Source organism: Trinickia caryophylli, assembly GCF_034424545.1.
GTDB classification, from domain to species: Bacteria; Pseudomonadota; Gammaproteobacteria; order Burkholderiales; family Burkholderiaceae; genus Trinickia; species Trinickia caryophylli.
In genome coordinates this window covers 274,893-298,983 of record NZ_CP139971.1, presented here as the reverse complement: position 1 = coordinate 298,983, position 24,091 = coordinate 274,893, and the positions used below count along the sequence as shown (strand labels likewise).

Annotated in this window: 25 protein-coding genes; 13 read left to right on the top strand and 12 right to left on the bottom strand. The window is 65.3% G+C overall.

Going from position 1 to position 24,091, the window contains the following annotated elements; genetic code table 11:
* Positions 1-34: 34 nt before the first annotated feature.
* Both U0034_RS20655 and U0034_RS20650 read right to left on the bottom strand, forming a co-directional pair.
* Positions 35-1,438, bottom strand: a complete 1,404-nt coding sequence (locus U0034_RS20655; protein WP_139831120.1) for a hypothetical protein — start codon at positions 1,436-1,438, stop codon at positions 35-37.
* A 723-nt stretch (positions 1,439-2,161) separates the two neighbouring features.
* A complete protein-coding gene (locus tag U0034_RS20650) occupies positions 2,162-2,635 on the bottom strand; it encodes a cupin domain-containing protein (protein ID WP_244142495.1) in 474 nt (157 codons plus the stop codon).
* A gap of 491 nt (positions 2,636-3,126) precedes the next feature.
* Between U0034_RS20650 and U0034_RS20645 the strand changes: the two genes are divergently transcribed.
* Both U0034_RS20645 and U0034_RS20640 read left to right on the top strand, forming a co-directional pair.
* A complete protein-coding gene (locus U0034_RS20645) occupies positions 3,127-3,846 on the top strand; it encodes a response regulator transcription factor (RefSeq protein WP_085225254.1) in 720 nt (239 codons plus the stop codon).
* A gap of 435 nt (positions 3,847-4,281) precedes the next feature.
* A complete protein-coding gene (locus U0034_RS20640) occupies positions 4,282-5,118 on the top strand; it encodes a hypothetical protein (protein WP_162800995.1) in 837 nt (278 codons plus the stop codon).
* Positions 5,119-5,240: 122 nt separating this feature from the next.
* Here U0034_RS20640 and sctC read toward each other — a convergent pair whose 3' ends face one another.
* From sctC to U0034_RS20590, 10 genes are all read right to left on the bottom strand, one after another.
* On the bottom strand, positions 5,241-7,094 hold the full coding sequence (gene sctC, locus U0034_RS20635; protein ID WP_233211901.1) for a type III secretion system outer membrane ring subunit SctC: 1,854 nt from the start codon (positions 7,092-7,094) through the stop codon (positions 5,241-5,243).
* A gap of 27 nt (positions 7,095-7,121) precedes the next feature.
* Positions 7,122-8,567 carry a helix-turn-helix transcriptional regulator gene (locus U0034_RS20630; protein WP_085225260.1) on the bottom strand — a complete coding sequence of 482 codons (1,446 nt, stop codon included), beginning with the start codon at positions 8,565-8,567 and terminating at the stop codon, positions 7,122-7,124.
* A gap of 183 nt (positions 8,568-8,750) precedes the next feature.
* Positions 8,751-9,587, bottom strand: coding sequence for a type III secretion system export apparatus subunit SctT (gene sctT, locus U0034_RS20625; RefSeq protein ID WP_085225262.1), 837 nt, complete (start codon positions 9,585-9,587; stop codon positions 8,751-8,753).
* 2 nt (positions 9,588-9,589) lie between these two features.
* On the bottom strand, positions 9,590-10,084 hold the full coding sequence (locus U0034_RS20620) for a hypothetical protein (RefSeq protein WP_085225264.1): 495 nt from the start codon (positions 10,082-10,084) through the stop codon (positions 9,590-9,592).
* A 24-nt stretch (positions 10,085-10,108) separates the two neighbouring features.
* Positions 10,109-11,428, bottom strand: coding sequence for a type III secretion system ATPase SctN (gene sctN, locus U0034_RS20615; protein WP_085225266.1), 1,320 nt, complete (start codon positions 11,426-11,428; stop codon positions 10,109-10,111).
* 2 nt (positions 11,429-11,430) lie between these two features.
* Complete coding sequence (gene sctL, locus U0034_RS20610) at positions 11,431-12,270, bottom strand: type III secretion system stator protein SctL (protein WP_158243509.1); 840 nt, start codon at positions 12,268-12,270, stop codon at positions 11,431-11,433.
* Positions 12,255-12,998, bottom strand: a complete 744-nt coding sequence (locus U0034_RS20605) for a type III secretion protein HrpB4 (RefSeq protein ID WP_085225268.1) — start codon at positions 12,996-12,998, stop codon at positions 12,255-12,257. Before U0034_RS20605 ends, sctL begins: the two co-directional genes overlap by 16 nt.
* Positions 12,995-13,825: a type III secretion system inner membrane ring lipoprotein SctJ gene (sctJ, locus tag U0034_RS20600; RefSeq protein ID WP_102622937.1), complete on the bottom strand. Its 831-nt coding sequence runs from the start codon at positions 13,823-13,825 to the stop codon at positions 12,995-12,997. The genes U0034_RS20605 and sctJ overlap by 4 nt, the downstream gene beginning before the upstream one ends.
* Before the next feature lie 11 nt (positions 13,826-13,836).
* Entirely contained in the window at positions 13,837-14,250 is a 414-nt protein-coding gene (locus U0034_RS20595; protein ID WP_085225270.1) for a hypothetical protein, read from the bottom strand.
* Positions 14,251-14,261: 11 nt separating this feature from the next.
* Positions 14,262-14,741: an HrpB1 family type III secretion system apparatus protein gene (locus U0034_RS20590; RefSeq protein WP_085225272.1), complete on the bottom strand. Its 480-nt coding sequence runs from the start codon at positions 14,739-14,741 to the stop codon at positions 14,262-14,264.
* A 254-nt stretch (positions 14,742-14,995) separates the two neighbouring features.
* On the opposite strand from U0034_RS20590, the gene sctU reads away from it, so the two are divergent.
* From sctU to U0034_RS20535, 11 genes are all read left to right on the top strand, one after another.
* A complete protein-coding gene (gene sctU / locus U0034_RS20585; RefSeq protein WP_085225274.1) occupies positions 14,996-16,135 on the top strand; it encodes a type III secretion system export apparatus subunit SctU in 1,140 nt (379 codons plus the stop codon).
* Positions 16,132-18,183, top strand: coding sequence for a type III secretion system export apparatus subunit SctV (gene sctV, locus U0034_RS20580; protein WP_085225276.1), 2,052 nt, complete (start codon positions 16,132-16,134; stop codon positions 18,181-18,183). The genes sctU and sctV overlap by 4 nt, the downstream gene beginning before the upstream one ends.
* 20 nt (positions 18,184-18,203) lie before the next feature.
* A complete protein-coding gene (locus tag U0034_RS20575) occupies positions 18,204-18,944 on the top strand; it encodes a type III secretion HpaP family protein (RefSeq protein WP_085225278.1) in 741 nt (246 codons plus the stop codon).
* A gap of 28 nt (positions 18,945-18,972) precedes the next feature.
* On the top strand, positions 18,973-20,046 hold the full coding sequence (gene sctQ / locus U0034_RS20570) for a type III secretion system cytoplasmic ring protein SctQ (protein ID WP_158243508.1): 1,074 nt from the start codon (positions 18,973-18,975) through the stop codon (positions 20,044-20,046).
* Positions 20,030-20,677, top strand: a complete 648-nt coding sequence (gene sctR / locus U0034_RS20565; protein WP_085225283.1) for a type III secretion system export apparatus subunit SctR — start codon at positions 20,030-20,032, stop codon at positions 20,675-20,677. The genes sctQ and sctR overlap by 17 nt, the downstream gene beginning before the upstream one ends.
* A gap of 7 nt (positions 20,678-20,684) precedes the next feature.
* Positions 20,685-20,945, top strand: coding sequence for a type III secretion system export apparatus subunit SctS (sctS, locus tag U0034_RS20560; protein ID WP_085225285.1), 261 nt, complete (start codon positions 20,685-20,687; stop codon positions 20,943-20,945).
* Positions 20,942-21,685, top strand: coding sequence for a hypothetical protein (locus U0034_RS20555; protein ID WP_085225287.1), 744 nt, complete (start codon positions 20,942-20,944; stop codon positions 21,683-21,685). Before sctS ends, U0034_RS20555 begins: the two co-directional genes overlap by 4 nt.
* Positions 21,686-21,735: 50 nt before the next feature.
* A complete protein-coding gene (gene hrpD5, locus U0034_RS20550; protein ID WP_139831121.1) occupies positions 21,736-22,755 on the top strand; it encodes an HrpD5 family protein in 1,020 nt (339 codons plus the stop codon).
* A 44-nt stretch (positions 22,756-22,799) separates the two neighbouring features.
* Complete coding sequence (locus U0034_RS20545; RefSeq protein ID WP_085225291.1) at positions 22,800-23,051, top strand: hypothetical protein; 252 nt, start codon at positions 22,800-22,802, stop codon at positions 23,049-23,051.
* A 96-nt stretch (positions 23,052-23,147) separates the two neighbouring features.
* Positions 23,148-23,360 (top strand): hypothetical protein, encoded by a 213-nt coding sequence (locus tag U0034_RS20540; RefSeq protein WP_085225293.1) that lies wholly within the window; start codon positions 23,148-23,150, stop codon positions 23,358-23,360.
* Between the two features lie 55 nt (positions 23,361-23,415).
* Complete coding sequence (locus tag U0034_RS20535; RefSeq protein WP_085225295.1) at positions 23,416-23,871, top strand: type III secretion system chaperone family protein; 456 nt, start codon at positions 23,416-23,418, stop codon at positions 23,869-23,871.
* The last annotated feature ends 220 nt before the right edge of the window (positions 23,872-24,091 follow it).

The following is a 24,091-nucleotide window of genomic DNA, read 5'->3' as shown; positions in this document are numbered from 1 at the left end:
CCGAACGGGGCGAACGGTGCGAACGATACCCGTCTTACACAGGCAGCCCGCCCTCCAGATCGGCCGGCAGTTCCTCGATTCTCACGCTGCTTGTACGCGCCGCCGGCCGAGCGAACATTTGGTACACGCGATGGCCGATGTCCTTCAGCGTGGCGACAAGATCGGACGGCTTCGCGCCGAGCAGCCGCTCGATAGCCTGTGCGCTCGCGTGCCCGACCGGCCCCGGCATCGTGAGGTTCAGTGCCGCCATTGTGATCGATCCGACGAGCAGCCCGCTCGTCCCGTGCTCGATGAAATCGTGGGCTGCCTTGTTCACCGCAAGCACGGCGAGCATGACGAGACTCAGCCCGACGAATGTCTTGAATTCCTCGAGTGCGTCCTTGCGGCTCACATTCTTGTCGGCCATCAAACTGAACATCAATGCGGCGGTGAATGCGGCATCGGACGCGAGATCGACCGTCCCGATCTTGTCAGGCAGCATCAGGACGGTGGTCGCAACGCATACAGCCGTCGAAAAGAGCGCCAGCGCCAGCTTGGCGGAGCGGTCGACATTCTCTGCGGGCGAGGTTGCAGGCTCGAGCCCCAGGGCGTCCGCCAACTCGTCCGCAAGACGCTGGTACGCATTGACGGCGATGGTCACCTGCTTGGCCACGTAAGGGCTCAGTTCGCGACGGTCGTCTGCCACGAACGCGGCCTTGCCTGCGTTCAGCGCACCCTTGTCCGATTCCAGCGTTTCCCGCACGGCCGCGAGCGCCGCCCTCGTTTCGGGCGAGAACTGCCGCCCCGCCGCGCGCAAATCCGGATAGACCGCCCCTTTGCGCCAGAGGTTGTATTTGTCGCGGATCTCCTTCGAAAGGAATCCACCGAAAAGCGCGCCTGTCGACAGGACACCTGCCGCCACGTTGAACGGCGCGTTCTCGTTGAGAAACCGCAGACTGCCCACAAACGTCGGAAGCGCAAACTCGAGCGCCTGCACTGTATTCGCGAAGTACCGCGCCATTGCGCGATCCTTGATCAGGTTCGCATCGGTGGTCGGCGTGCGGATCATGCCCACACCCTCCACCATCGCCTTCGCCATCAGTGCCGCGATTTCCGCTTCGGTCTTTTGTTGGCGCGGCCGGGTCATGAGCGGAACGATCAGCGGCAACGGCGCGAGCAGCAGGTTCAGGCCGACGATCTTCATGGCCCGTTCATGCAGCGGCTTATCGGTCCGCAGCGCGACGAGCGTGTCGCTTACTTCGTCGAGACGCTTCTTGAAGCGGGCCGACAGCGCTTCACCGAGCCCCGCTTCATCGATTCGCGCTTTCAGCGCGCCAACGTGCGCGCTCAGCCGGTCCAGCCGCGCGCCGTCGTCGTCATCGCCGCTCGAACGCGTTCGCAGATCCGCAACGAATTCCCGATCGTCGGCGCGGCTCAGCAACGTTCGCACGTCGGACATTCGTGCGAACCCTTTCGCCAATTCGGCCATGGACGACGACGAGTGGGCAGACGGCCCTTCGCCGTCAGGGTTTTGCGCAGGCGTGTCTCGTGGGCTGCCGATCTCGATCCGGTGGTCGTCCGAAGCCTCCGCCCGTCCTCGATGTCGGCCGGGCGCCTCCGCGTTCATGCTCTCGTCAGAAAATGCGCCTCGCCCCGGCCTCGAACCGGCATCGATAGGCCGACGCGGCCGGGGCGCCTCGACTTGCGTTGCGGCGGCATCGAGCCGGGCCGGCAGGCTTTTGCTGCGCGAAAGCCTGCTGAGCGGTGCGTTGCTGTCCGCGGCAAAAGATCGAGGCCGGGGCGAGGAGCCGGAATCGGGATCGGTTCGAGCCGGGTCGTCATGCTCGCTGCCGCGAGTACGCTGATCATTGCCCGTTCTTTCGTTGTTCGACCAGGACGGCTCGGCCGTGCTGCGGAAAAAGTTGATGCGGCGCATACGAGACCTCCCTGGATCCACTGGGCAAGTCGATTGTCGGTCCGACGCCCGCGCGAAACAGTCCGGTGCAGCGAAATGCACGCGCCCCTCGCGAAACTTTTCGAACAATGGGCGAAAACGATGGCGTTTCTTGTTTAAACTCGCTGTTCGACTCGGGAAATTTACAGGGCAGCGGCAAACCAAAATTCCCGATGAAAGCCAATCTGCGTAAATCGGTATTTCTTTATAAAAATTCCGCGATCGCACTCACGGGTGCAATCCATCGAGTTCCGGAAGCATCTTCACGCTTTCCTGATCGTTCGGGTCGGTACGGGCAATCAGTACGATGGCCGGTTCGCCGGAGCTGTTGTATGGCTGATGAGGCACCCCGGGGGGAATATAGAAAAAGTCGCCCGGCGCTACGGTCGCATGCTCCTGAAGCGATTCTCCGTACCAGACATGCGATACGCCTTCGAGCGCGTAAATGGCGGTTTCGTGGCCCGCATGCACGTGGGTCTTGGCCCGCGCCCCGGGAGGAATCGTCACGAGCTGAAGATTGATTCCCGTGGCGCCGACGGTCTCGGCGGAAATCCCAACCGCGTAATCGAGCCCCTGCTTTCCTTTAAAAGGCGCCTGGGCACGCAGTAAGCGACAGGTAGAATACTTTTTTTCCATGAGTGTATTTAGCCAAGAGAGTCTATTACGCGGAGATGCCGAAAGGGTTTCGAAAGAAAACAGCAATGTCTTCTTCAGCTCGACTATTCACGAGCGTATGTAGTGTACTAAAAAACCCCCTCCATCATTCGGCCACCTTGTCAGCCCTGGCGGAATCGCCCGTCAGGGAATCCTTAATAGTCACATCCTTTCCGACCGCGCTCCCCTCTATTCACGGGCTTGAGCCGGTAGTGCGCGAGCTGCGCACCATCAACCTAGGGTTTTTACCTACGACGAATCGAATTTCGCTTACAGCATCACTTACGGACAAAGACTTCATCCATGAATGAAGCATGGCGTAGCCGGTCGCGCCGATCCGTGTGTCATGGATAGACCAGCCAGGCACACGCATCGCCTACGGCAAGCCGTACACGGCTTGTCGCGGACGAAACGTGACTGGACCGTTCGACAGTAGCCTCGTCGAACGGGCAACCACCAATCAAGCCCCGTAAGCCACGACGCGAAGGGCCGCGCGATGGGAGAAGAATGTGCGATTTGCTCTAGTAACAGAAGACCCCTTGTTGTCCGCCAGCCTCGTCGACTGCTTCAGCGACGATGCGACCACGATTGACTCGTTCTCAGGCGAGTTGCCTATTTTGCGCGCCATGCGCACGACGTCGTTCGATCTCGTGTTCATCGACGCCAAGAGCAATTCGATGCTCGTGAATTCGCTGCTGTCATGGCGCAACTGCAATGCGAGCCTGCATACGCCGATTATCGTGCTGACGCCGTTTTCGAACTGGTCCGCGATGCTGCGCTGGGTCAACGCGGGAGCAACCGACGTGGCCAATCGCTTCGACATCGAGCAGGTCCGTCTGCGCGCGCATATCGCGCTTCAACGCTCGGAACAGGACGCGGACGAAGACGAGATCAGCCTTCACGACTATGTGTTGAGGCGCGACCTCGGAAGAGTGACGCTCGCCGGCGAGGAGATTCCGCTCACGCCGCGCGAGTTCGCGATGGCCTGGCTCTTCTTCTCGAACCCGGGCAAATTCCTCAGCCGCGCTCAAATAGCCGGCAGCGTATGGGGCGCATGTGAAGACATCGCGGGCCGATCGATCGAGCAGCACGTGTACAAGCTGCGCAGGAAACTGCGTCTCACGGCCCGCTCGAAGCTTGCGCTGAAGACGGTCTATGCCCTCGGCTACAAGCTTGATGCGGCCGCCGCGGAGGCGGTCGACCCCGGTACGGTGCCGCTTCGTTCCTCTGCTTCCGTTCTCGAAGCACAGGTTGCCTGACGGCGGCGCCAACACTTGTCGGGGGTGCGATCGGCGCCCCCGGCCTCCCCCCGTTCATTCGCTCTCATTGTTTCTCGCCGCGTCGAATCGCCCGAGAGCGCACGGCGAACAACCGCCATCCACGACGAAATCCGCTTCGGGCCGCGCCTGCGGCACGCGTGTTTGCCGCGCGGTCGATTGCAGGCCAGGAACGCGTATCGCCGATCGAAACCACCTTGTTTCGCGTGCCCGGAAACGTATGCGACTTTTTCGCGGGGGTCGCGCACAGTTCGCCGTGGATGCGAGTACCGGCGCAGCGCTGCCGCTATCGTTGACGGCGAGCGATGCGTTACCTGGCCGCATCACGTTCCGGCCAGCGCAAGGCGTGTCGTCGCGCGGCGAACAACTGGCCCGCCTGCGGGGGGCCCGCTTCATCTTCTCACGACGAGGTCATCCATGAGTTTGGCAATCGACAACTCCACCGCCGCTTCCTCGAATCTGTCGCTCGACAGCACGAGCGAATCGAAATCGGGGGGCAACAGCATCGCCCAGTTCGAAGAGATTCTGGCGGAAATCCTTCAAATGCTCGAGCAGATGCTGCAGCAGGCTATCGCGCAGCAAAACCAGCAGACCGGTATGAACACGAAGGGCGGTGGTGGCGGCGGTGGCGGCGGCGTGCCGTCCACCGGTGGCGCTGGCGGCCCCGGCGGCGGCGGCGGCCCGACAGGCGCAGGCGGTCCCGACGGCGCGAGCGGCGCCAACGCGGCCAACGGCCAAAACGGCGATTCGTCGATCGCTTCGATGCTGCAGGACATCATCTCGATGCTGCAGCAGTATCTGCAGCAGACTAGCAATCAAAACGGCAGCGGATCCGGCTCCGGGCAAGCGGGCGGCCAGAACGGCGAATTGCTGAACATCCTCAGCGAGATCACGCAGATGCTCTCGCAAATGCTCGGCCAACAGGGCGTCAAGGGCGGCGATACCAGCAGCGCAGGCGGCTCGGGCGATACCAGCGGCGCAGGCGGTGGCAACGGCGCGAGCGGTCCGGACAGCTCGAACGGCACGGATGCGTCGAACGGTGCGGGCAACTCGCCGATGGCACAAATCGAATCGATGCTGAAAGACATCATCCAGATGCTTAAGCAACTCGAGCAGTCCGCCTCGGGCAACAACGGCAACGGCGGCGGCAATCAATTCGGCGGGAACGAACTGCAAATGCTCGGCGAAATCACGAAGATGCTGCAGCAAATCATGCAACACGAAAAGGGCACGCCGAGCACCTCTGGTGTTTGATCGTCCTTAAAAAAAGCCGGCTCGCGCCGGCTTTTTTTTCGCCCATCGATGGGATTATTCAGGGCAGGCGCGCGCGAAGGCGCTTGCCAGGTTCGACGGACGCTCATCCTTCGCGCCGGGTGTCACAAGGTACCTTGCGACGGCTGAGGAGGTGCCGCCGAAACGATGCGTGGTGTGAGCAGGAAGAGCCGCTGAAACTTCTGGCCCTGATGATGTTTGAACTTGAAGAGCCCGCCGATGATCGGGATCTTCGAGAGACCCGGCACCCCGGAGGTGCTGCTGTCGTCCTGATCGACGGAATACCCGGCGATCAAAAGACTTTGCCCTTCATCGATCAGCGCCTGCGTGTCGATCGTGCTGTTGCTGACGACAGGCAACTGCCCCACTTGCTGGTTCGTCAGTTGACCGTCTTCGATGTGAACATCGAGCCGGATTTGCGGCGTCGGCTGGCCGTCGATGATGCTCGGCAGCACCCGCAGCGATACGCCGGCCGACACGCTGTACAGATCGCCCGACTGATAGCCCTGCACCGGTACGTAGAAGGTCTGCTTGTTGTCCATCACGGCTTCGATGTTGTCGAGCGTGGCCACCTTCGGGCTCGCGGTAATACGCGCGTTGTCTTTCTGCTCCAGCGCGCTGATGCGGCTCAGCAGATATCGCCCCGCCCCGCCGATCACCGCGGTCAGCACCGCGCCCTGCGGGGTCGCCAGCATACCCGCCGTGGTCGTGTCGTTCGGATTGTTGAAGCCTTGCGGATTGACCGATCCCGGGAAGCCCGCCTGTGCCGCCTGACCGTTGCCGGTCTCGAGATCGAAATGGCTCGAATGGAGCCGCCAATCGATGCCGAGTTCCTTCAGGCCCGTCTCGGAGATCTCGATGATGCTCGCGTCGATCTCCACGACGCCCGGCTTGCGATCGAGCGACGCGATCAGCTTCTCGAACGCGGGCATCGCGTCGGCACGCGCGCGAATGAGAATGGCATTGTTGCGCGGGTCGGGCTGGATCACCGGATCGACGGCGCGCGCCGTGCTGCCCGCCGGCGCACCCTCGGCAGTCTGCGCGTCGGACGGCAGGCCGGGCGCCGGCGCGCCCCCGCCCGGCGAGTAGCTGGCCGGCAGCGGCGGGTTCTGCGCGGTGCGCCGCTCGGATGCATCGCCGCCGAAAAGCCCCGGCAACGTAGGCATCGAGTTCGTATTGCCGCTCGGCCGGTACGCACCGCCCGACGGGTCCAGGCTGCGCATCTTGTATGCATCCGCGCGCGGCGCCTGCTGCCCGCTCACGCTGCCGATCGTGCTGTTCGGATACATGCTGCGCAGCACGGTGGCCACACCTGGCACGGCCACCGATTGGCCATTGATCGTCAGCGTACGATCCGTCGCCCATGCATAGTGCAGCGGGAACGTGCGAATTTCAGGCTCGTCCGCGCGCTCCACGCTACGGTCGATCAGATGCGCGACGTCCGTGGCCAACTCGACCATTCGCGGCGGCCCCGATACGATCGCCGTGCCCGTATCGTCGTCATAGAGCACTGGAAAACGCGGATCGGCAATGCCGAGCCGCTTGAAGGCACGGCGCAGGTCCTCCGCGGACGCATGCTGCAGCCCGATCGTCGCGCTCTTCGCCTCGTTCGGCCCCGAGACGCGCAGCACGGAGCCGTCGTAGTACCAGATGAAACCGAACGAATCGGACATGCGCTCGAGAAAGCGCTGCGGCGATTCGTCGAAGCGGCCCGTGACCGTGCCGTCGACCTGCGGCGAAATCCACGTCACGATGTTTTCGCTCGCGCCGAGATCGCGCAATACCTCCTTGAGATCCTTGTGGTCCGCAACGTACTGGAAGTGTCCCGCCTTCCACGGGATAGGGCCTGCCAGCGCGGTACGCGGACTCAGTGCGGTTGCCGCTGAAAGCGCGCACGCAAGCGCGGAGAGACGTAGCGCGCGGCACGCGCCGCGCGGCTTCGTTTGAATCATGGTCATATCAGGACTCCGATCCGAATCGACGCCTTAGCGCGCGTGCGCGACGATGGTTTCGGAAGGCGATTCGTCGAAATGCTTCCGGTAGCTTTTTGCGAGCGTCGAACGGCTCGTGAGGCCCCAGCGCGACGCCGTATCGAAAATCGAATTCAAAGGCCCGCTCTCTTGCAGAAGATCGCCCCGAATGCCCTCGAGCCGCAGCGCGCGAATCAGGCCGCACGGCGTCACGCCGAGCGCGCGCTTGAATACCAGCTGGATCGTGCGCATCGTGACGTTGAGTTCCGCGGCCACCTCGCGCGTGGTCAGGTCCGGCCGATCGATGTTCTCGAGGATATAGCGGTAGGCGCGCCGGTACTTGGGCGGCAGGCGAGCGGAAACGTCGTCGCTCGCGGTATCGGCCCGCTTGCGCGGCCCGCTCGCCGCAGGCTGCGTTGCCGTTTCGCTGCGCAGGCAGCGCAATGCTTCGGTCGTGTAGTTCGAGTAGAACCTCAGCGCATCGGCGGGATTGCCGCGATGCACATTCACCTTCGCCATGCAGTAGAGATAGTCGAAATTGCGGCGCGCTTCGTCGGCATGCCCCACCGGCATCCTCTCGACGAGTTCGCCGGCCAGATCCGCAAGCCCGCCCGCAAGTGCGGCGAGCGCCATCTCGAGGTTGGCGTGGAAAAAGGCGAGCGGGCCGCCCGTGCTTTGTTTCGCGCGCGCGCAAAGCGTCTGCGCGGACCATGTGCGATCGCCGCCGGCAAGCCGGTCCAGGCACTGCAGTTCCTCCATCCGCCGTACGAGCAGCGTCGGGCGATGGCCAATTGCCTGTGCCGGCTCCACGCGGTTGCGTGCACTCGCGCCGAGCGATGCGCTCGCGAGCGCGGACTGCCAGAATGCGTGATCGTTCAGCGCGCGCGCCGCGCGCACTTTCAAGCGGACGTCGAATTCCTGTGCGAGCAGATCGACGACGAAGCGCAGGCGCGGCTCGGTATGCGTGTCTGCCAGTTCGGCTGCGGCGATCAGCGCATCGTCGGCCCCCGCTTGAAACGCGAGTTGATGACGGGCAAGCGCAATGCCGATATACGCTTCGATTCGTTGCTCCGCGTCGAGCTCCGCCTCCGCGACAATGCGCGCGAAGCTGCGCTCGGCCACACCGGGGCGTGAACGCATCAGCGAGAGCCAGCCGGTATTGCGGCACGATGCAATACGAAGCGCGCGATCGTTCTTCCAGATCAGCTTCTGTGCTCGCCGATAAAACTCCTCGGCCTCTTCATGATTGTCGAGCAGAAGCGAGACGTCGGCGAGCGCCGTCAGTTCCTCATGACCGTGATCGCGGGTGCGTACCGGCGAGTGCGCGCTCAGGTCGGCCGCGTCGTCCACCGCGCAATACGCGCGTGCAAAGTCGCCATCGAGAAGGGCTGCCGAATAGCGCGGCAAGCTGCCGCGAAAGCGGAAAGCAGACAACAACGCCATATGAATCGTCGGGTACATAGCTCAGCACTCTTGCGAAAGCGCCCGTCAGATAGCGGCCAAACGGGCAGGGACCGGGCATCGGCGGTTCCGAGCTATACGGTCCGCCTTTGTTGAGATCGATGTTAGCGGCGGCCGTGCGGGCCAGTTTCAACAATCTCACCGGTATTCACAACAATGCTCAATGCACGTCCCGATAGTTGGTCATCGTCGCGTCGCTCCGCCGGGTGCCCCGTGCAGCGTGCCGGCTTCGCGCATGAACGAGTCGAGGCGCAGCGCGCCGGTCACCTGTTGCGCGAGCACACCGACGAGAAAGACGAGCATGAGCAAACCCACGGCACCGCGAATCGGCTGGCTCAACGATGACGGTTCGAGTTTTTCCGCCGTGCGGGCAAGCACGCCGATCGAAACGTCCACGAGCACAAGGGCGAGCATGACGGGCATGGCGAGCTTCACCGCCGTTCCGATGATGGAATCGGTTCGCGCAATAACGAACGACTCTGCGACGTCGCTCATCGACGGTGTAATCGAGGTGAGCGGCCACCATTTGAACGATTCGAACAGCGCGCCGAGCAGAAACGTCATGCCCCCGGCCACATAGAACAGCGTCACGGCCAATTGCATCAGCGTGTTCGAGATCGGCGTGCTTTGGTCGCCACGCATCGGGTTGTTCATCTGGACGCTGTTGTAGCCCGCCAGATCGTCGATCATCGTTCCCGTGCATTGCGCGATCCAGAAGACCGACGATGCGGCAAAGCCGAGCACCGCGCCGAGAAACATCTCCTTGACCGCCAGCATCAGCATCTGCGCGGAGCCGAGCGTGTCGATTCCGTGCGCGGGTTCCGAAGATGCCACGAAGAATGCAATCAGATAGATGAGACCATTGCGCGCGACGCCGGGCAGCATTTCGTCGCTCGTTGCCGGAAGAATGTGGAACAGCACCGCAACCCGCGCGCCGGCCAGCGCAAGCGTCAGAAAGAACCCCTCGTATTCGCTGAACAGAGCCGCAAGCGTGTGGCCTACGGCGAATCCTTCGGACATCCCTATCCCTCCCGTCTTATTCGTGCCGCCGCCGCCTCGCCCGCTTCCTCGTCGGTGCGCTCGTCGCTACGCCGCTGTGCCGTCGCCAGCACCGAACGCAACTGCTCGCGCACGGCCTCGAGCGCGGCGTCGGCGCGCCGGACGAGAAACCCCAGCCGCTCGACAGCGCGCCGCTGGGCTTCGGCCGCATCGGCCGCCTGCCGCTGTGCGGCCCGGGCAGCTTCGAGTGCTTGCGCGAGCGGCGCGCGATACAGGTCGTGGTTCAGGTAGCTCGCGGGCGACAGGCCGCGCGCGTCGCTGAGCAGCGCGGCGATGCGCTCCTCGTGTTCGAGCCGCTGAGCGTCGGCGTGCCGCACGCCAGCCTGCGCTTCGTCGAGCGCGCCAAGCAGCGCTTCGTAATGCCTACGTGCGTCGGACAGCTCCTGCTCGAGGCGCTCCTTCGCCCGCTCCTTCGCGGCAACGACCGTCTTCCATACCTGCTGCGGAGAACGGCTCATGGGGCGCGCCGGTCATCGCCATCGCTATTCACCGAAACTCTCCAGCACGCCGCGCGTGTGCTCGATGTCGGCGAGCTCATCGGTGCGCTGACGCACGAAGCCTTCGATCTCCTCGTGCATCGCGATGGCCTCGTCGGCCACCGGATCGCTGCCTTCCTTGTATTCGCCGATCTGCAGCAGCATTTCCACTTCGTCGTACTTCGCCATCAGACGGCGCACGCGGCCGGCGCCCGAGCAGTGCTGCTCCGAGGCGATCTGCGGCATCACGCGGCTCAGGCTATTGAGCACGTCGATCGCGGGGTAGCGGTTGCGTGCGGCGATCTTGCGCGACAGCACGAGGTGCCCGTCGAGAATACCGCGGACCTCCTCGCTCACCGGGTCTCCGCCCTCTTCGTCTTCGGCAAGGACCGTGTAGAGGGCCGTGATCGATCCGTCCCGGCCCATGCCGGCACGCTCGAGAATGCGCGGCAGTTCGGCAAATACCGAGGGCGGAAAGCCGCGCCGCGTCGGCGGTTCGCCGGCGGACAGGCCGATCTCGCGCTGCGCGCGTGCAAAACGCGTGAGCGAATCCATCATCAGCAGCACGCGCAGCCCTTGATCGCGGAAATACTCGGCGATGGCCGTGCCCACATAGGCCGCCTTCGCGCGCTCGATCGACGAGCGGTCCGAGGTCGCGCACACCACCACGCTGCGCGCCATGCCGTCTTCGCCGAGAATCAACTCGATGAACTCGCGGACTTCGCGACCGCGCTCACCGATCAGCACGATCACGTTGATGTCGCATTCGGTGCCGCGGGCGAGCATGCCGAGCAGCGTGCTCTTGCCGACGCCGGCTGCTGCGAAAATGCCCATACGCTGCCCTTCGCCCAGGGCCATCAGCCCGTCGATCACGCGCACGCCCGTGGCGATCTGCGTGTCGATCATCCGCCGCTCCAGCGGATCGGGCGCGTTCGCGAACACCGGCACGCGGCATTCGGCTTCGATCGGCCCGGCGCCATCGGACGGTTCGCCGAGCCCGTCGAGCACACGCCCGAGCAGGCGCGGCCCCACCGCCACCGAGAGCGGTGCGCCGCTGCCCGTCACGCGCGTGCTGCACGAAACGCCGGTCATGCTCCCGAACGGCGCGATGAGCGCGTGCTGGCGCGTGACGCCCACCACTTCGGCACGCTGCATCAACGTGCCGTCGGGACGGCGCAGTTCGCACAGCTCGCCGAGCTGCGCATCGAGCCCGCCCACCTTGACGAGCGTGCCGACCGCCTCGATCACCTTGCCGTACCGTTTCAACGAACCGCTCGTTCCGAGCGCGGCCTCCAGCCGGTCCGCCAGATTGTCGATCGCATGCATGCTCAGCGCTCCTCGTCGTAGCGCGCGCCCGCGTACATGCCGCCGCCATGGCCGAAGACGTCGCCGGGAAAGCCGGCGTCGCCTTCCTCGGTGCCGCCGTCGATGCGATCTTCGTCATCCTCGTCGTCGTCGAACGCTTCGCGGGCGCCACGCGCGCTGCGCACTGCATCAGCCGCACCCTTCGACAGCGCGCGAGAGAGCGCCCTGAGCTGGGCACCGAGTTTCGCCTCCACGACGCCGTAGTCCCATTCGCAAATACACGTGCCGGGCTCGGCTTGGTCGTCGACGACGATCTCGATGGCAAGCGACGGCTCGGCGGTCCGGGCGAGCTCGCCGAAAAGCCGGCGTGCGCGCTCGGCGTCGGCGGGCGCGACGGTCACGCTCATATGAGCGGCATTGTCGATCGAGCGGGATACCGTCAGCGCGACCCGACGCATCAGCGCGTCGCGGTCACTCTCCGCGACGACCTGTTCCACGGCCTTCATCACGATGCGCGACAAGCGGTCGGCGCAAGCGCGCAGTTGCGCCTGTTCGTCGCGCGCGGCAGCCACAAAGCGTGCATGCGTCTCGTCGAGGGCGCGCTGATGGCCCGCCGCGTAGCCCAATCGCGCACTGTTGTCGAATTTTCTTTGCGCCCCGGCGACGAATGCCTCCGCCTCGCACCTGGCCTTTTCGACGAGCGCTCTCGCCCGTTCAGTGGCATCGGTCATCGTCGCCGCCACGACTTCATGCAGCGCCTCGAGCGCATCGGCCAGCTCGGTCACGCGCCCGCGATCCTCGGCGCGAACGACATCGGTGTCGAGCGCGACGACCTTCGGATCGGTTTTCAGCCAAATAACCATTGAAGCTCCGGAAACATGCGAACCACTTCCGAGAAAAATGCAGCGGTATCGTCCACGCTTGCACGGACCGGGCCGACGATCGGCGTCGGCACCGGCGCCCCTGCCTGCGTCGCCAGGGCGGACACGATCGGGCGGCAATCCGCCCACGGCGTATCGGCCATCGCCAACAGGCTCAGCTCGACCATGTTGCGCAACGTCGCCTGGGCACAGACGCCATCCGCGCTCATCCGTGCCCATCCTTCGCGCGCAAGCGCGTCGGGCGCGAGGTCCGCGACGTGGTCGGGCAGCGTGTCGTCCGCGCCTGCCCGACCCACCGGCAGATCGACTATGGCGGCGAAAGCGGCTTCGCCGACCGTATCGATCAGTGCGCGACGCACGCGCCGATCGATGCAACGGCGCGCCGCGTCCCTGCAGGCATAGAGCCGGCGCGCGGCCAGCACGCGGCGCAGCAGCGGAGGCCCCACGAGCGCGATCCGGTTGCAGGGCACCATGAACACGGCGAACGACACCGGCTCGGCGAACCAGATGCGGCGCGCCATCTGCGCACTCAGCGCCTGTGCATGCATGCGATGCCCGCCCGGCGCGGACGGCGGCATGGGCGTGGTCGTACGCTCCGTCGCGCCGCTCTGCGCGCCGTCCCGCCACCTGTCCGACAGCCACAGACACAGTTCGCTCACGCGCGTATCGAATGCCGCGAGCATCCGGACGTGCGGGTGATCGGCGCTCATGCGGGTTCGACCTTCTCCGCCGGCACGGCCTCGGTGCCGTGCGGCGGTTCGGCTTGGCGCATCGCCTTGCGGCCGCCGCGCCCGGGCACCACGCGCCCCAGTGCCTTGAAGCGCGCCGGTGCGAACAGGAAGGCCGCGGCCACCGCGGCCACCAGAGCGGCCACACCGCCACCGATTCCGACCCACAGCAGCCAGCCGCGCCCGCCGCGCGTCGCATCCGCTGGCGGCGGCGCGGGCTCCATCGCCTGCACGAGCGTAATGCTGACGTTGTCGTACGAGAGCCCCTCGACACTGTGCACGACGAGGTTCTTGATGCTCGGCACGAGCGCCTGGATATCGGTGCCCGCGCGATATTTGATGAAGACGGCGGCCGACGACGGTTTGACGGAGGCCGACAGCGGATCGTTGTTCGGCAGCACGATCTGCACTTCCGCGTAGGCCACGCCGTCGATGCGCGACAGTGTGGCCGACAGTTGCTGCGACACGCCGAAGATGAAACGCACGCGCTCCTCGGTGGGCGTGGAGATGAGCCCGTCCTTCTTGAACATCTCGCCGAGCGACGTGTACTTCTGATGCGGCAACCCATGCGCCCGGAGCACCTCCATCGAGCGCGCGAAGTCGTCTTCGCCCACCGAGACCCCCCACGTCTTGCCGCTGTCCGGCGACGACTTGTTCGCGTCGATGCCGGCCTCCAGCAGCACACGCATCAGGTCGTTCGCGTCGGCTTCGGTCAACTGCGCGAAGAGCTGCTTGCTGCAGCCCGCGAGCAGTGCCGCGGCCAGCACCGCGAGCGCCAGCGCGCGCAGCAGATTGGGGAAACGGGGCATCGCAGCTCCTGTCACTGGTTCTTCATCAGCGTCTGTACCGTGCCCTTGCCACCCTGGGCGACGGCGGTGCCCACGTAGATCTTCACCATCTGGGAGGTGATCTCCGATTGGATCTGCAGCGACTGGGCCGCCACTTCCTGCATCGAGAGATTCGCGCTCGATGCCTCGAATGCGTCGATCTTCTGGGTGAGTGCGCCGAACGCCTCGTCCTGGGCCGCCACGGCCTGCGACACCGCCGACGGGCCGTGCATGTGCGAGCCCTGCTCGGCCACGAGCCGTGCGTCGGCGAGCGCCTGCCGGAAACGCTCGCCGAGTCCGGCAGGCGCCTGCGCGGAAGCCGTGGGCGTGGCAGCCCCCGTCGCATCGGCGGGCCCGACGGACGGCAACGGCGGCAACGGCGGAATCGAAGGAATCGCGGATGTCATGGCCGGCTCCTTCAGGCACGCAGGTAGCTGAACGCCATGGCCTGGCGCAGCAGGTCGGCGGCGCCGGCAGCCATGCCCGGCGCCGCGGCATCCGCCGCTTCCCTCTTCTCGCGCTTGCCCATCAGCAGGTTTACGAGCCCCACCGATTCGGGGTCCTCTTCGCGCGTGAGCACTTCGTTCGCGTAGACGCGCCAGCTCGCGTCGCCGAGCGAGGAAAGGCACACCGCGAGCAATGCGGTCACGTACGGCCCGAACGGCGGCTGCAGTTCGCGCCCCTCGAGCTGCCGCAGCAATTGCGCGGCGTCGGCCATCCGGTTTCGTCGAATGAGCAGCCAGGCGTCGTAAGCCTGCAGCTCGACGAAGTTCGGACGCATCAGGTGCAGCGCGGCGAGGAGCCGGTCGGCTTCGTCCAGATGCCCCTTCCTCGCCGCCCAGGTCAGCATCTCCACCAGCCCGGACACAAGACGGTTACTGCATGTCGTGAGATTCATCGCTCAGCCTCGCGGTTTTCACTCGTTCACAAAAACGCGGAGAAACGAAAGACGTTCGCCGCCGGTGACCGTAACGTAGCTGTCCGCGCCGGCGCGCACCGGCGCGCGCTGCGAATTCTCCGACCTTCCGGCGAACGGCCGCGCCGTCGCGCCGCGAGGTTCGCCGGCGGACGCGCCGTTTCGCCGCTACCGCGCGCGCGCGAGGCACCGGGCAGCGAGACTCGGCTCCCATCCCTTGGTTCGGAGCAATCCGGATGTCCGACGAAAAGACCGAACAGCCGACAGACAAGAAGCTCAAAGACGCCCGCCGCGACGGCGAGACGGTCAAGAGCGCCGATCTGTCGTTCGCCGCGCTGCTGATCGCGGCTGCGCTCGGCTTCGGTCTTGCCGGCCCGGCCATGGGCGAGCATCTGCGCGCGATCATGCATCTCGCGCTCCAGGTGCGGGAAGCGAACAAGCCGTCGTTCGACCTGCGGCGCGCCATGACCGAAATCGCGATGCAGGCGGCGATTCTGAGCCTGCCCGTGTTCGCGACCCTGGTCGTTGGCATCGCATCCGTTGCGGCGCAAGTCGGTTTTCAGGTGTCCTTCAAGCCGATCGAGCCGAAGTTCAGCGCGATCAACCCGGGCTCGGGCCTCAAGCGCATGTTCTCGGTACGCTCGTTCGTCGATCTCGCCAAGATGCTCGTGAAGGCCGCGATCATCGCCGCCGCGCTCTGGAAGACGCTGCTCGCGCTCTCGCCGCTGATCGTCGGCGTGGCGTACGAGCCGCTGCCCGATCTGATTCAGATCTCCTGGAGCACCTTGTGTCGTGTTTTCGCGGTGGGCGGCGTGATCTACCTCGTGCTCGGCGTAGCCGACTACGGCGTTCAGCATTGGCTCTTCATCCGCGACCACCGGATGAGCAAGGAAGACGTCAAGCGCGAAAACAAGGATTCCGAGGGCGATCCGCACCTCAAGGGCAAGCGCAAGGAAGTGGCGCGCGAGATCGTGCAAGGCAACCCCGAGCCGAAGGTCGCAGGCGCCCAGGCCGTCATCGTCAACCCGACGCACTACGCGGTGGCCGTGCGCTACATGCCCGACGAGTACGACCTGCCGCGCGTGGTCGCGAAAGGCGTCGATGCCGATGCGCTCGAAATCCGGCGCATGGCCGAACGCCATGGCGTGCCGATCGTCGGCAATCCGCCGCTTGCGCGCACGCTGTATCGGGTACCGCTCGAAGAAGCGATTCCCGAGTCGTGCTTCAAGGCCGTCGCGGCCGTGCTCGCGTGGGTCGAGGATCTCGCGGCCCAAAGGAATGCCGACGCAGCCGGCCAGCCCGCTTTATCGTCCGCTTTATCGTCCGCTTCGTCGTCCGCTTTATCGTCCGTTCCCTCCCGAGGCCTGCCGTCATGATCAAGAGCGCTCCCATCTCGCAGTACAGCGGCGAGGTCGCGATCGCCGGCGTGATCGTCGCCGTGATCGCGCTGATGATCCTGCCGCTCCCGACTTTCCTCATCGACACGCTGCTCGGTATCAACATCACGACGAGCGTCGTTTTGCTGATGGTGACGATGTATATCCCGAAAGCGACCTCGCTTTCGGCATTCCCGTCGCTGCTGTTGTTCACCACGCTCTTTCGCCTGTCGCTGAACATCGCATCGACGAAATCGATTCTGTTGAACGCGGACGCGGGCCACATCATCGAGAGCTTCGGCGAACTCGTCGTGGGCGGCAACCTCGTGGTCGGCCTCGTCGTCTTCCTGATCATCACCACCGTGCAGTTCATCGTGATCGCGAAAGGCTCCGAGCGTGTAGCCGAAGTCGGCGCACGCTTCACGCTCGACGGTATGCCGGGCAAGCAGATGAGCATCGATGCCGACGTGCGGGCCGGCAACCTCACCGCCGAGCAGGCACAGAAGCGCCGCGCGCGTTTGGCGATGGAAAGCCAATTGCACGGCGGCATGGACGGCGCGATGAAATTCGTCAAGGGCGATGCGATTGCCGGCCTCGTCATCACCATGGTCAACATCCTTGCCGGCATTGTCATCGGCGTGACCTATCACGGCATGTCGGCCGGCGAAGCCGCCAACCGGTTCTCCGTGCTCTCGATCGGCGACGCCATGGTCTCGCAGATTCCGTCCCTCCTGATCTCGGTGGCGGCCGGCGTGCTCATCACGCGCGTGGCCGACGAGGAGAAGGAGCCGCGCTCGCTCGGCACCGAAATCATCGAGCAGCTCTCCGGCAATGCGCGCGCGCTTTTCAGCGCGGCGGCGCTGTTGTGCGGCTTCGCGCTCGTGCCGGGCTTTCCGTCGGCGCTCTTCGTCGTGCTGGCCGGCGGACTCTTCGCGGGCGGGATGGCGCTGCGCCGCACGCAGCGCAAGAAAGACGAACCGTCGGGCCCCGAGTTGCCGGCCCTCTCGCGCGAGGGATCGAAGGAGCGTGTGCCGACGATCGCCACGAAGCCGCCCGCTTTCGCCGTACCGCTCGCGATACGCCTCGCACCGGCGCTCGCCGCCGGCATCGACGCCGAAGCGCTCGATGCCGCCTTCGAACGCGGCCGCCGCGCGCTCACGGCGGATCTCGGCCTGCCGTTCCCCCGCACCGCGCTGTGGATCTCGGACGAGCTTTCCGGGCACGCCTATCAGCTTTTCGTGCAGGACGTGCCATCGGATCCGCTCGACCTGGCACCGGGTATCGCCGTATTGCGCGAAGTGCCCGACGCGCTGGCCGCGCAGTGCGAAAAGCGCGCGAACGTGGCTGGGCTCGACGTCAGTTACTGGATCGACGCCGCGAAGGTGCCCGATGCGGCGAAAGCATCGATCGTCAGCCGCGAGGCGTTGATCGCCGGGCATGCGGTGACCCGTTTGGCGGCCGATGCAAAGCTCTTCATCGGGCTGCAGGAGACGCAATGGCTGTTGGAGCGCGCCGGAACCGAATACCCGGGCCTCGTTGCGGAAGTGCAAAAAGCGATGCCTGCTCAACGTATCGCCGAAGTGCTGCGCCGCATGCTCGAAGAGCACGTTCCGATCCGCAATATGCGTGCGATTCTCGAAAGCCTCGTCGTCTGGGGGCCGAAGGAGAAAGACCTGCTGATGGTCACCGAGTACGTCCGCGGCGACCTCGGTCGCTTCATCGCGCACCGCGCGACCGGCGGCACGGGCGAATTGCCTTCGATCGTGCTCGACCCGGAAGTCGAGCAGGCGATCCGGCAAGCCATCAAGCCCACGCCGGCCGGCAATTTCCTTGCGCTGGAGCCCACGCTCATCGATACCCTGCTCGGCAACCTCGAAGGCATTTGCGGCAGCGATCCCGCGAAGCATCTCGCAGTCGTCTGCGCGATGGATATTCGCCGATACACGCGCCGGATGATCGAGCAGCGCTTCCCCTCGCTGCCCGTCTACTCGTTCCAGGAGCTGGGCTCGGACGCGCATCTGTCGCCCGTCGGGCGCCTCGCGTTCTGATCGGTCTCCGGGAGAACGACATGTCCGAACGTGCGCGCAACGCGCGGGAAATCCGCATCGTACCCGGAGCCGCGGGCCCGGCCCCCGCGGGCGGACGCCGCGCGGCGCCAGCCGCCGTCCAGGTGTTCCGCTCCCTCGCGTCGCAGGCGGCCACCCGCGCCGTCGGAGCCGACGGAGCCGACGACGGCGAGCGGCCGTTGCCCAGCGACCAGCGGGACGAAGGCAGCGGCCTCGCCGAAACAAGCGAGGCGACCGTGACGAACGAGGCACCCATGCCGCCTGATCCGATACCGGCTGCGGCAGCCCCCGTACCGAGCGCCGGCACCGCGCGCGGCGAAGCCCCGGAGGAACGATCGCCGTCAACGTCGGCGCGCGGCCGGACGCTCGCGCGCGTGGACCGCGCGGCGGAACGGCAAGCGTCTGCTCGCCAGGACGAGGTGCTCGGTCAGCACATCGTACGCACCTGTGCCAACGCGGCGCACGGCGAGTTGCTCGCTCGGCAACTGACCGAGCGCATCAGCCGCTTTTGCGCAATGTCGGGCGAAGCCGACGACGCCGTATGGGCTGTCACGCTGCCGATGAACCCCGCCGTGCTCGAAGACACGCTGCTGCATCTGCAACTTTCGCCGTCACGCATAGCTATTCGCTTCGAAACGCCAAATGCTTATTCGGCACAACTAATCTATGACAACGTCGACGCACTGAGAGTGCGCCTGTCGGATGCGCTGCGGCGGCAGATCGACGTCGACGTCACGCTGTGACGAAGTCCACATAACCGGAGATACGCGCATGGTCAACGATGTCTTGCCGTCGTCGCTCGACGGCCGGCTCCCGCGCTATGCCCCGCCTCTGGCCGAGCTGTGCCGGGCGTTGTGCGATACGCGCGCCGCGCACCCGGGTGTAGCGTCACGCCTGCGCCCGCATGGCGTCTGCGCGGTGACGTTCGAGCGCGCGCTCACGCTCGATCTCGAATGCGCGCATGGGCCGCTCACCGTCGTCGCCAATGCCGATGACTACCCCGCGCTCGAGAGCATCGCGCTCGATACCGAGCGCGACCGTGCCAGCGCACTCGCGAACATGTGGCTCGCCGATACGCTCGCGCGCTTTCGCACGAACGAGGGCGGCACGCCGGCCATCAAGGCCATCACGCTCGGCAGGCCAGCCGACCGAAAACCAGGCCTTGCGTTGCGCTTTTCCTCGGACGGTGTCGACCGCACCTGCTTCGTTACAGAGGTGCCGGCCGCGCTCTGCGCCGACTACGCGCTCACCTGGACAGCCGGGCCGCACGCCGCTGCCGAAAACAACAGCTCGCTCGGCGACATCCTCCTGCCCGGGGTGCTGCGGCTGCGCAGCCGCCAATGCTCGCCCGACCTGCTGGCCTCCCTGCGGCGCAACGATGTGCTGCTCGGCTGGCGGCCCGCCTCGCGCTTCGCCGAGCCGGGGACGATCGAACAGGCACAACTGCGCTTCGGCGCCGCGCGCGGCCGCCAGCTCGGTGCCACCGTGCGCGTCGATGCGCACGCCATAACCTTGGAGACTGCCTTGACCTCAGTGAACGACGCCCATTCCGACGACGCGAGCTTCCATGCAGGCGAATCGGATCTGCTCGCAGGCGAAATCGTCGATGTCGCCGCGATGGACCTGCCCGTTCACATCGAACTGCTGACGGTCAATCTGAGCGTCGCCCAGCTCGGCGCCCTGCAACCGGGGTATGTACTCGATCTGCCGCTACCGCTCGCGGACGCGCCCGTGCGCCTCGCCGCATACGGCCAGACGCTCGCGCTCGGCAAGCTCGTGGCCGTGGGCGACAATCTGGGCGTACAGATCACCCGGATGGCGGCAAGCGATGAACGGCAATCTTGATGTCGCATCGCTGCTCGTCGGCCTGCTCGCCTTCGGCCTGCTGCCGTTCGCCGCGATGGTCGTCACGTCCTATACGAAGATCGTCGTCGTGCTCGGATTGCTGCGCAATGCGCTGGGCGTGCAGCAGGTGCCGCCCAGCACCGTGCTCAATGGCATCGCGATGATCGTGACCGCCTTCGTCATGGCGCCGGTCGGCATGGAAGCCGTCCACCGCGCACAGGTTTCGAGTGAACAATCGCCGACGAGCCAGGTCATGCCGATCTTCGACGCCGCGCGCGAACCGTTTCGCCAATTTTTGCTGAAGCACACCGCCGAGCGCGAGAAGGCGTTCTTCATGCGTTCCGCGCAGCAGATCTGGCCGGCGGACAAAGTGGCCACGCTCAAGCCGGACGACCTGATCGTGCTCGCTCCCGCGTTCACGCTGACCGAGCTGACCTCGGCCTTCCGGATCGGCTTCCTGCTGTATCTGGCCTTCGTCGTCATCGATCTCATCATCGCCAACATTCTGATGGCGCTCGGGCTGTCTCAGGTGACACCGACCAACGTGGCGATTCCGTTCAAGCTGCTGCTGTTCGTCTCGCTCGACGGTTGGTCCACGCTGATTCACGGACTCGTCTCGACCTACAAGTGACCGATTTATGGAATACGACGCGATCACCCAATTGACGACCAACGCACTGACGCTGTGCCTGCTCGTCTCGCTGCCGGCCGTGGGCATTGCCGCGGCGGCCGGCCTGCTGATCGCGTTTCTCCAGGCGATCACCTCGCTGCAGGATTCGAGCATTTCGCACGGCGTGAAGTTTCTCGTCGTGACCGTGGTCATCGTCGTGGCCGCCCCGTGGGGTGCGTCCGCGGTGATGCATTTCGCTCAATCGGTTCTTCGCACGGTGTTCCCATGATCTCGCGCGTCAACCAACCGGGCGTGCCGTTGCCCCTTCCCGCCACGGAAACGCCGCCGGAGGCGAATGTGCCGGCTCGGCAGCAGCACCATCACCACGAAAAAGTGCTGTTGCACAGGCCCGCGACCCGCCCGCGCACCAAGAAACGCAAAGGGGCCGATTCGCAGGACGGCATCGACGAAAGCGGTGCCAGCGAAGAGCTGCTGATGATGCTCGAGGAGCATCTTCAAAACAGCGAGGACATGATCATGCGCGTCGGCGAGCGGCGGCACGGCGCCCAGGGCGACTCGGGCTCCGGCACCGGCTCGCAAGGCGACGACCATCCTCAGGATGCGCCCGGTGCTGTCGGACGGCGCGGGGCGCGTCTGTCGCGGGCGAGCGCCGGCGACGGCGAGGTGGACGGCGTGCGCGAGCGCGCGGAAGAAGCGCTCATCGAGGCCCGGCACAAACAAGGCACGCCGCAACACCCGAAAAGCTGGACCTACGAGGTGCTTGCGATCGCGCTCGACTTCCTTGCGATGCCCGCGCCGAAGGTCAGCGAAGCCACGCTTGCCGCCGTACGTGCTCAGCTCATCGTTGCGGTGCCGGCGCCAACCTCGCCCGCACCGACGCACCAGCAGTCGATGAACGTGCTGCTGCCGCTCATGATGCTGAGCCTGAAGCGCAAGCGCACCGACGAAGAACGCGGCCGCGCGATCGCCATCAACAAATCGCTGCTCGGCGCGCGCCGCGTAGCTTGAAAGAACACGGTCGCAGCGATGCGCCGTACGACGATGCCAGGAGTTCGCCGATGACCAAGGAAATTCGTTTGCTGACCGGACGCCATGCAGGCGCTCGCATAAAGTTGAATCCAACGCTGACGCACATCGGCAACGATGACGAAGCGGACATTCAGATCAGCGACTGGACGATGCCCACGATGCAACTGAGCCACCACGAAGACGGACACGTTTCGATCTCGGACCCGACGGGGGCGCACCCCGACGTGACGCTCGAGGACTTCGTGCCCCATCGCTTCGGCGACATCGTGTTGTGCGCCGGCGACGCCGATGCCGCGTGGCCCTCGGACATCGCACTGCTGGAGACCGCGCTCGCGCCAGTCGCCACGCCGGTGGCCACGTCGATCGAAGTGCCCGCGCCGCAGCCGCAGCACGCACCGCGTCCGCTCACCGACGCGCCCCGCAGGGGGCACGCCATGCGCAATGCGGGTTTCGCGGGCGTGGCGGTGCTGGCGATCGGTTGTGCGGGCATTGCCCTGCCGGCAGTGCTGCGCCCGCGCGAGGCGGCCACCGCGCTGAAGGCGCTACAGGAACCGGATGCGGCCATGCTGGCCACAGGCCTGCGGCAGCTGGATCTGCATGACCTGGAAGTGAAGCGCCAGGACGGCCGCTTTCTTGTGATGGGCGTGGTGCCCGACAGCGCCAGCGAGATGGCGGCACGGCGCATCGCCGAAAACATCGCGCCCGGCCGGGTTGTCTGGCGCGTAGGATGCGTGGATCAGATCACGCGGGATTTGCAGGAGTCGCTGCACGATTCGTCGCTGCACGTGCGCTACCTCGGCAATCGGACGTTCGAGGTTACGGGCGTGGCGAAGAACGCGAATGCGGTGCGCACGACGCTCGAGCAGTTGACGGGCGATCTCGCGCCGATGGTCAAGCAGATCGCCGCGCGATTCGGTACCGACGATCGCATGGCACCGCCGACCGACGTCGAATCGCTGCTGGCGGTGGACGGCTTGCAGTACATGGTATCGAGCGACGGCACGAAGCACTTCGTCGATACACAGACGCAACGGGACACGCTCAACTGAGTACGCCCGAGCGTTGGCCAACGAGAACTGGACACTGAGGAACGATGATGTACGAAGCGATCACCACGGAGCATATCGACGTCCTCGACAGCGTAAAGACGCTGGCCGAGCAGCCAGCCAGCGCGCGTCGCAAGTTCGAGGACACGGCGCTCGCCTTGCAGCGCAGCGCGCAGGATCTCGCCACACAGGCGGTGAAGCTCACCGACCCGCTTCTTCGCCAATCCGCAACCACGGTTGCGGACGGCCTGAATGCCGCTGCGCAGCTGTGCCGCGCGGCAATCGAATCGGAATCGTGATCGTCGATCACGACCGTATTACCGTGGCCTTATGGACACGGCAACCAAGCGCCCCATCCGGGGCTTATAGATGCAACTTCACTAAGGAGTCTTATCATGTCGCTTTCGCGCGGAATTTCGGGTGGTTCGACGGCTTCCAACGTTCTCAGCACGGGTTCGACGATCGCCGAAATGCAAGCCAACACGGCTGCTTCGATCGCGCTGCAAGATGCCGCCACGAAGATGGAAAACGAGCTGAACAACGACGCGGCGAAGGATCAGCTGGCTGAAGCCGGTCCGAAGAACGCAAAGAGCCTCACGCAAGGCTAAGCGCGATTCGGGTGCGTCCTCGCGCCGCGCGGGCCGCACCCCTTTCCCTCCTCCCATGAGCCTCGAGCGCCGCAACGAACTGATCCGGGAGCTGTGCGACCTGCGCGGCATCGGCAATGCCGAATCGGTCATCAAAAGCGGTGTCGTCTCGATCAACGATTTCGATGTCGCGATCGATTACTTCGACGAAGATCCCGCGGCGATCTACATCAATTTCCAATTTGGCGTTGTCAGCGGCGGGCGCACGCTTCGCGTATTCCGCTTGCTGCTGGAAGCCAATCTTTCCGTCTACGCGCAGGACCAGGCCCAGCTCGGCGTCGAAGCCGATACCGGCGGCGTGGTGCTCGTCGTGCGCGGCGTGCTCGGCGATCACACGGACGGGAAATGGCTCGTCGAGACGATCGAGCATTACGTCGAGCACGGCCGCTACTGGCGCGAGAACATCCTGCTTTCCGACGACGAAATGTTCCGCCATCTGAGCGATGGCTCCTACGTCTGGATTCGCGCGTAGCGCCCTCGTTGCCGATCTTCGAATGCAATCGAACGTTCTGCCAGGTACCGGCGCGCTCTTTGGCAACGTCGCAACGGGCACGCGCCTCACACCGTCATTCGTGCGCACGTTCTGGCCGGAATGGACGTCCCCGCCACCCGCTCGCCCGAAATCGCCGGACGTCACAGGGATCGCGCACCGGCCGACGTGCCGGCGATAAGATTCGTCAGCCGGCTCGAGG

Excerpts from the sequence above, each read along its gene's own strand:
- U0034_RS20655 (WP_139831120.1), bottom strand. The coding sequence starts at position 1,438 with ATGTCCGACGTGCGAACGTTGCTGAGCCGCGCCGACGATCGGGAATTC.
- U0034_RS20640 (WP_162800995.1), top strand. The coding sequence starts at position 4,282 with ATGAGTTTGGCAATCGACAACTCCACCGCCGCTTCCTCGAATCTGTCG.
- sctC (WP_233211901.1), bottom strand. The coding sequence starts at position 7,094 with ATGACCATGATTCAAACGAAGCCGCGCGGCGCGTGCCGCGCGCTACGT.
- U0034_RS20630 (WP_085225260.1), bottom strand. The coding sequence starts at position 8,567 with ATGTACCCGACGATTCATATGGCGTTGTTGTCTGCTTTCCGCTTTCGC.
- sctT (WP_085225262.1), bottom strand. The coding sequence starts at position 9,587 with ATGTCCGAAGGATTCGCCGTAGGCCACACGCTTGCGGCTCTGTTCAGC.
- U0034_RS20620 (WP_085225264.1), bottom strand. The coding sequence starts at position 10,084 with ATGAGCCGTTCTCCGCAGCAGGTATGGAAGACGGTCGTTGCCGCGAAG.
- sctN (WP_085225266.1), bottom strand. The coding sequence starts at position 11,428 with ATGCATGCGATCGACAATCTGGCGGACCGGCTGGAGGCCGCGCTCGGA.
- sctL (WP_158243509.1), bottom strand. The coding sequence starts at position 12,270 with ATGGTTATTTGGCTGAAAACCGATCCGAAGGTCGTCGCGCTCGACACC.
- U0034_RS20605 (WP_085225268.1), bottom strand. The coding sequence starts at position 12,998 with ATGAGCGCCGATCACCCGCACGTCCGGATGCTCGCGGCATTCGATACG.
- sctJ (WP_102622937.1), bottom strand. The coding sequence starts at position 13,825 with ATGCCCCGTTTCCCCAATCTGCTGCGCGCGCTGGCGCTCGCGGTGCTG.
- U0034_RS20595 (WP_085225270.1), bottom strand. The coding sequence starts at position 14,250 with ATGACATCCGCGATTCCTTCGATTCCGCCGTTGCCGCCGTTGCCGTCC.
- U0034_RS20590 (WP_085225272.1), bottom strand. The coding sequence starts at position 14,741 with ATGAATCTCACGACATGCAGTAACCGTCTTGTGTCCGGGCTGGTGGAG.
- sctU (WP_085225274.1), top strand. The coding sequence starts at position 14,996 with ATGTCCGACGAAAAGACCGAACAGCCGACAGACAAGAAGCTCAAAGAC.
- sctV (WP_085225276.1), top strand. The coding sequence starts at position 16,132 with ATGATCAAGAGCGCTCCCATCTCGCAGTACAGCGGCGAGGTCGCGATC.
- U0034_RS20575 (WP_085225278.1), top strand. The coding sequence starts at position 18,204 with ATGTCCGAACGTGCGCGCAACGCGCGGGAAATCCGCATCGTACCCGGA.
- sctQ (WP_158243508.1), top strand. The coding sequence starts at position 18,973 with ATGGTCAACGATGTCTTGCCGTCGTCGCTCGACGGCCGGCTCCCGCGC.
- sctR (WP_085225283.1), top strand. The coding sequence starts at position 20,030 with ATGAACGGCAATCTTGATGTCGCATCGCTGCTCGTCGGCCTGCTCGCC.
- sctS (WP_085225285.1), top strand. The coding sequence starts at position 20,685 with ATGGAATACGACGCGATCACCCAATTGACGACCAACGCACTGACGCTG.
- U0034_RS20555 (WP_085225287.1), top strand. The coding sequence starts at position 20,942 with ATGATCTCGCGCGTCAACCAACCGGGCGTGCCGTTGCCCCTTCCCGCC.
- hrpD5 (WP_139831121.1), top strand. The coding sequence starts at position 21,736 with ATGACCAAGGAAATTCGTTTGCTGACCGGACGCCATGCAGGCGCTCGC.
- U0034_RS20545 (WP_085225291.1), top strand. The coding sequence starts at position 22,800 with ATGATGTACGAAGCGATCACCACGGAGCATATCGACGTCCTCGACAGC.
- U0034_RS20540 (WP_085225293.1), top strand. The coding sequence starts at position 23,148 with ATGTCGCTTTCGCGCGGAATTTCGGGTGGTTCGACGGCTTCCAACGTT.
- U0034_RS20535 (WP_085225295.1), top strand. The coding sequence starts at position 23,416 with ATGAGCCTCGAGCGCCGCAACGAACTGATCCGGGAGCTGTGCGACCTG.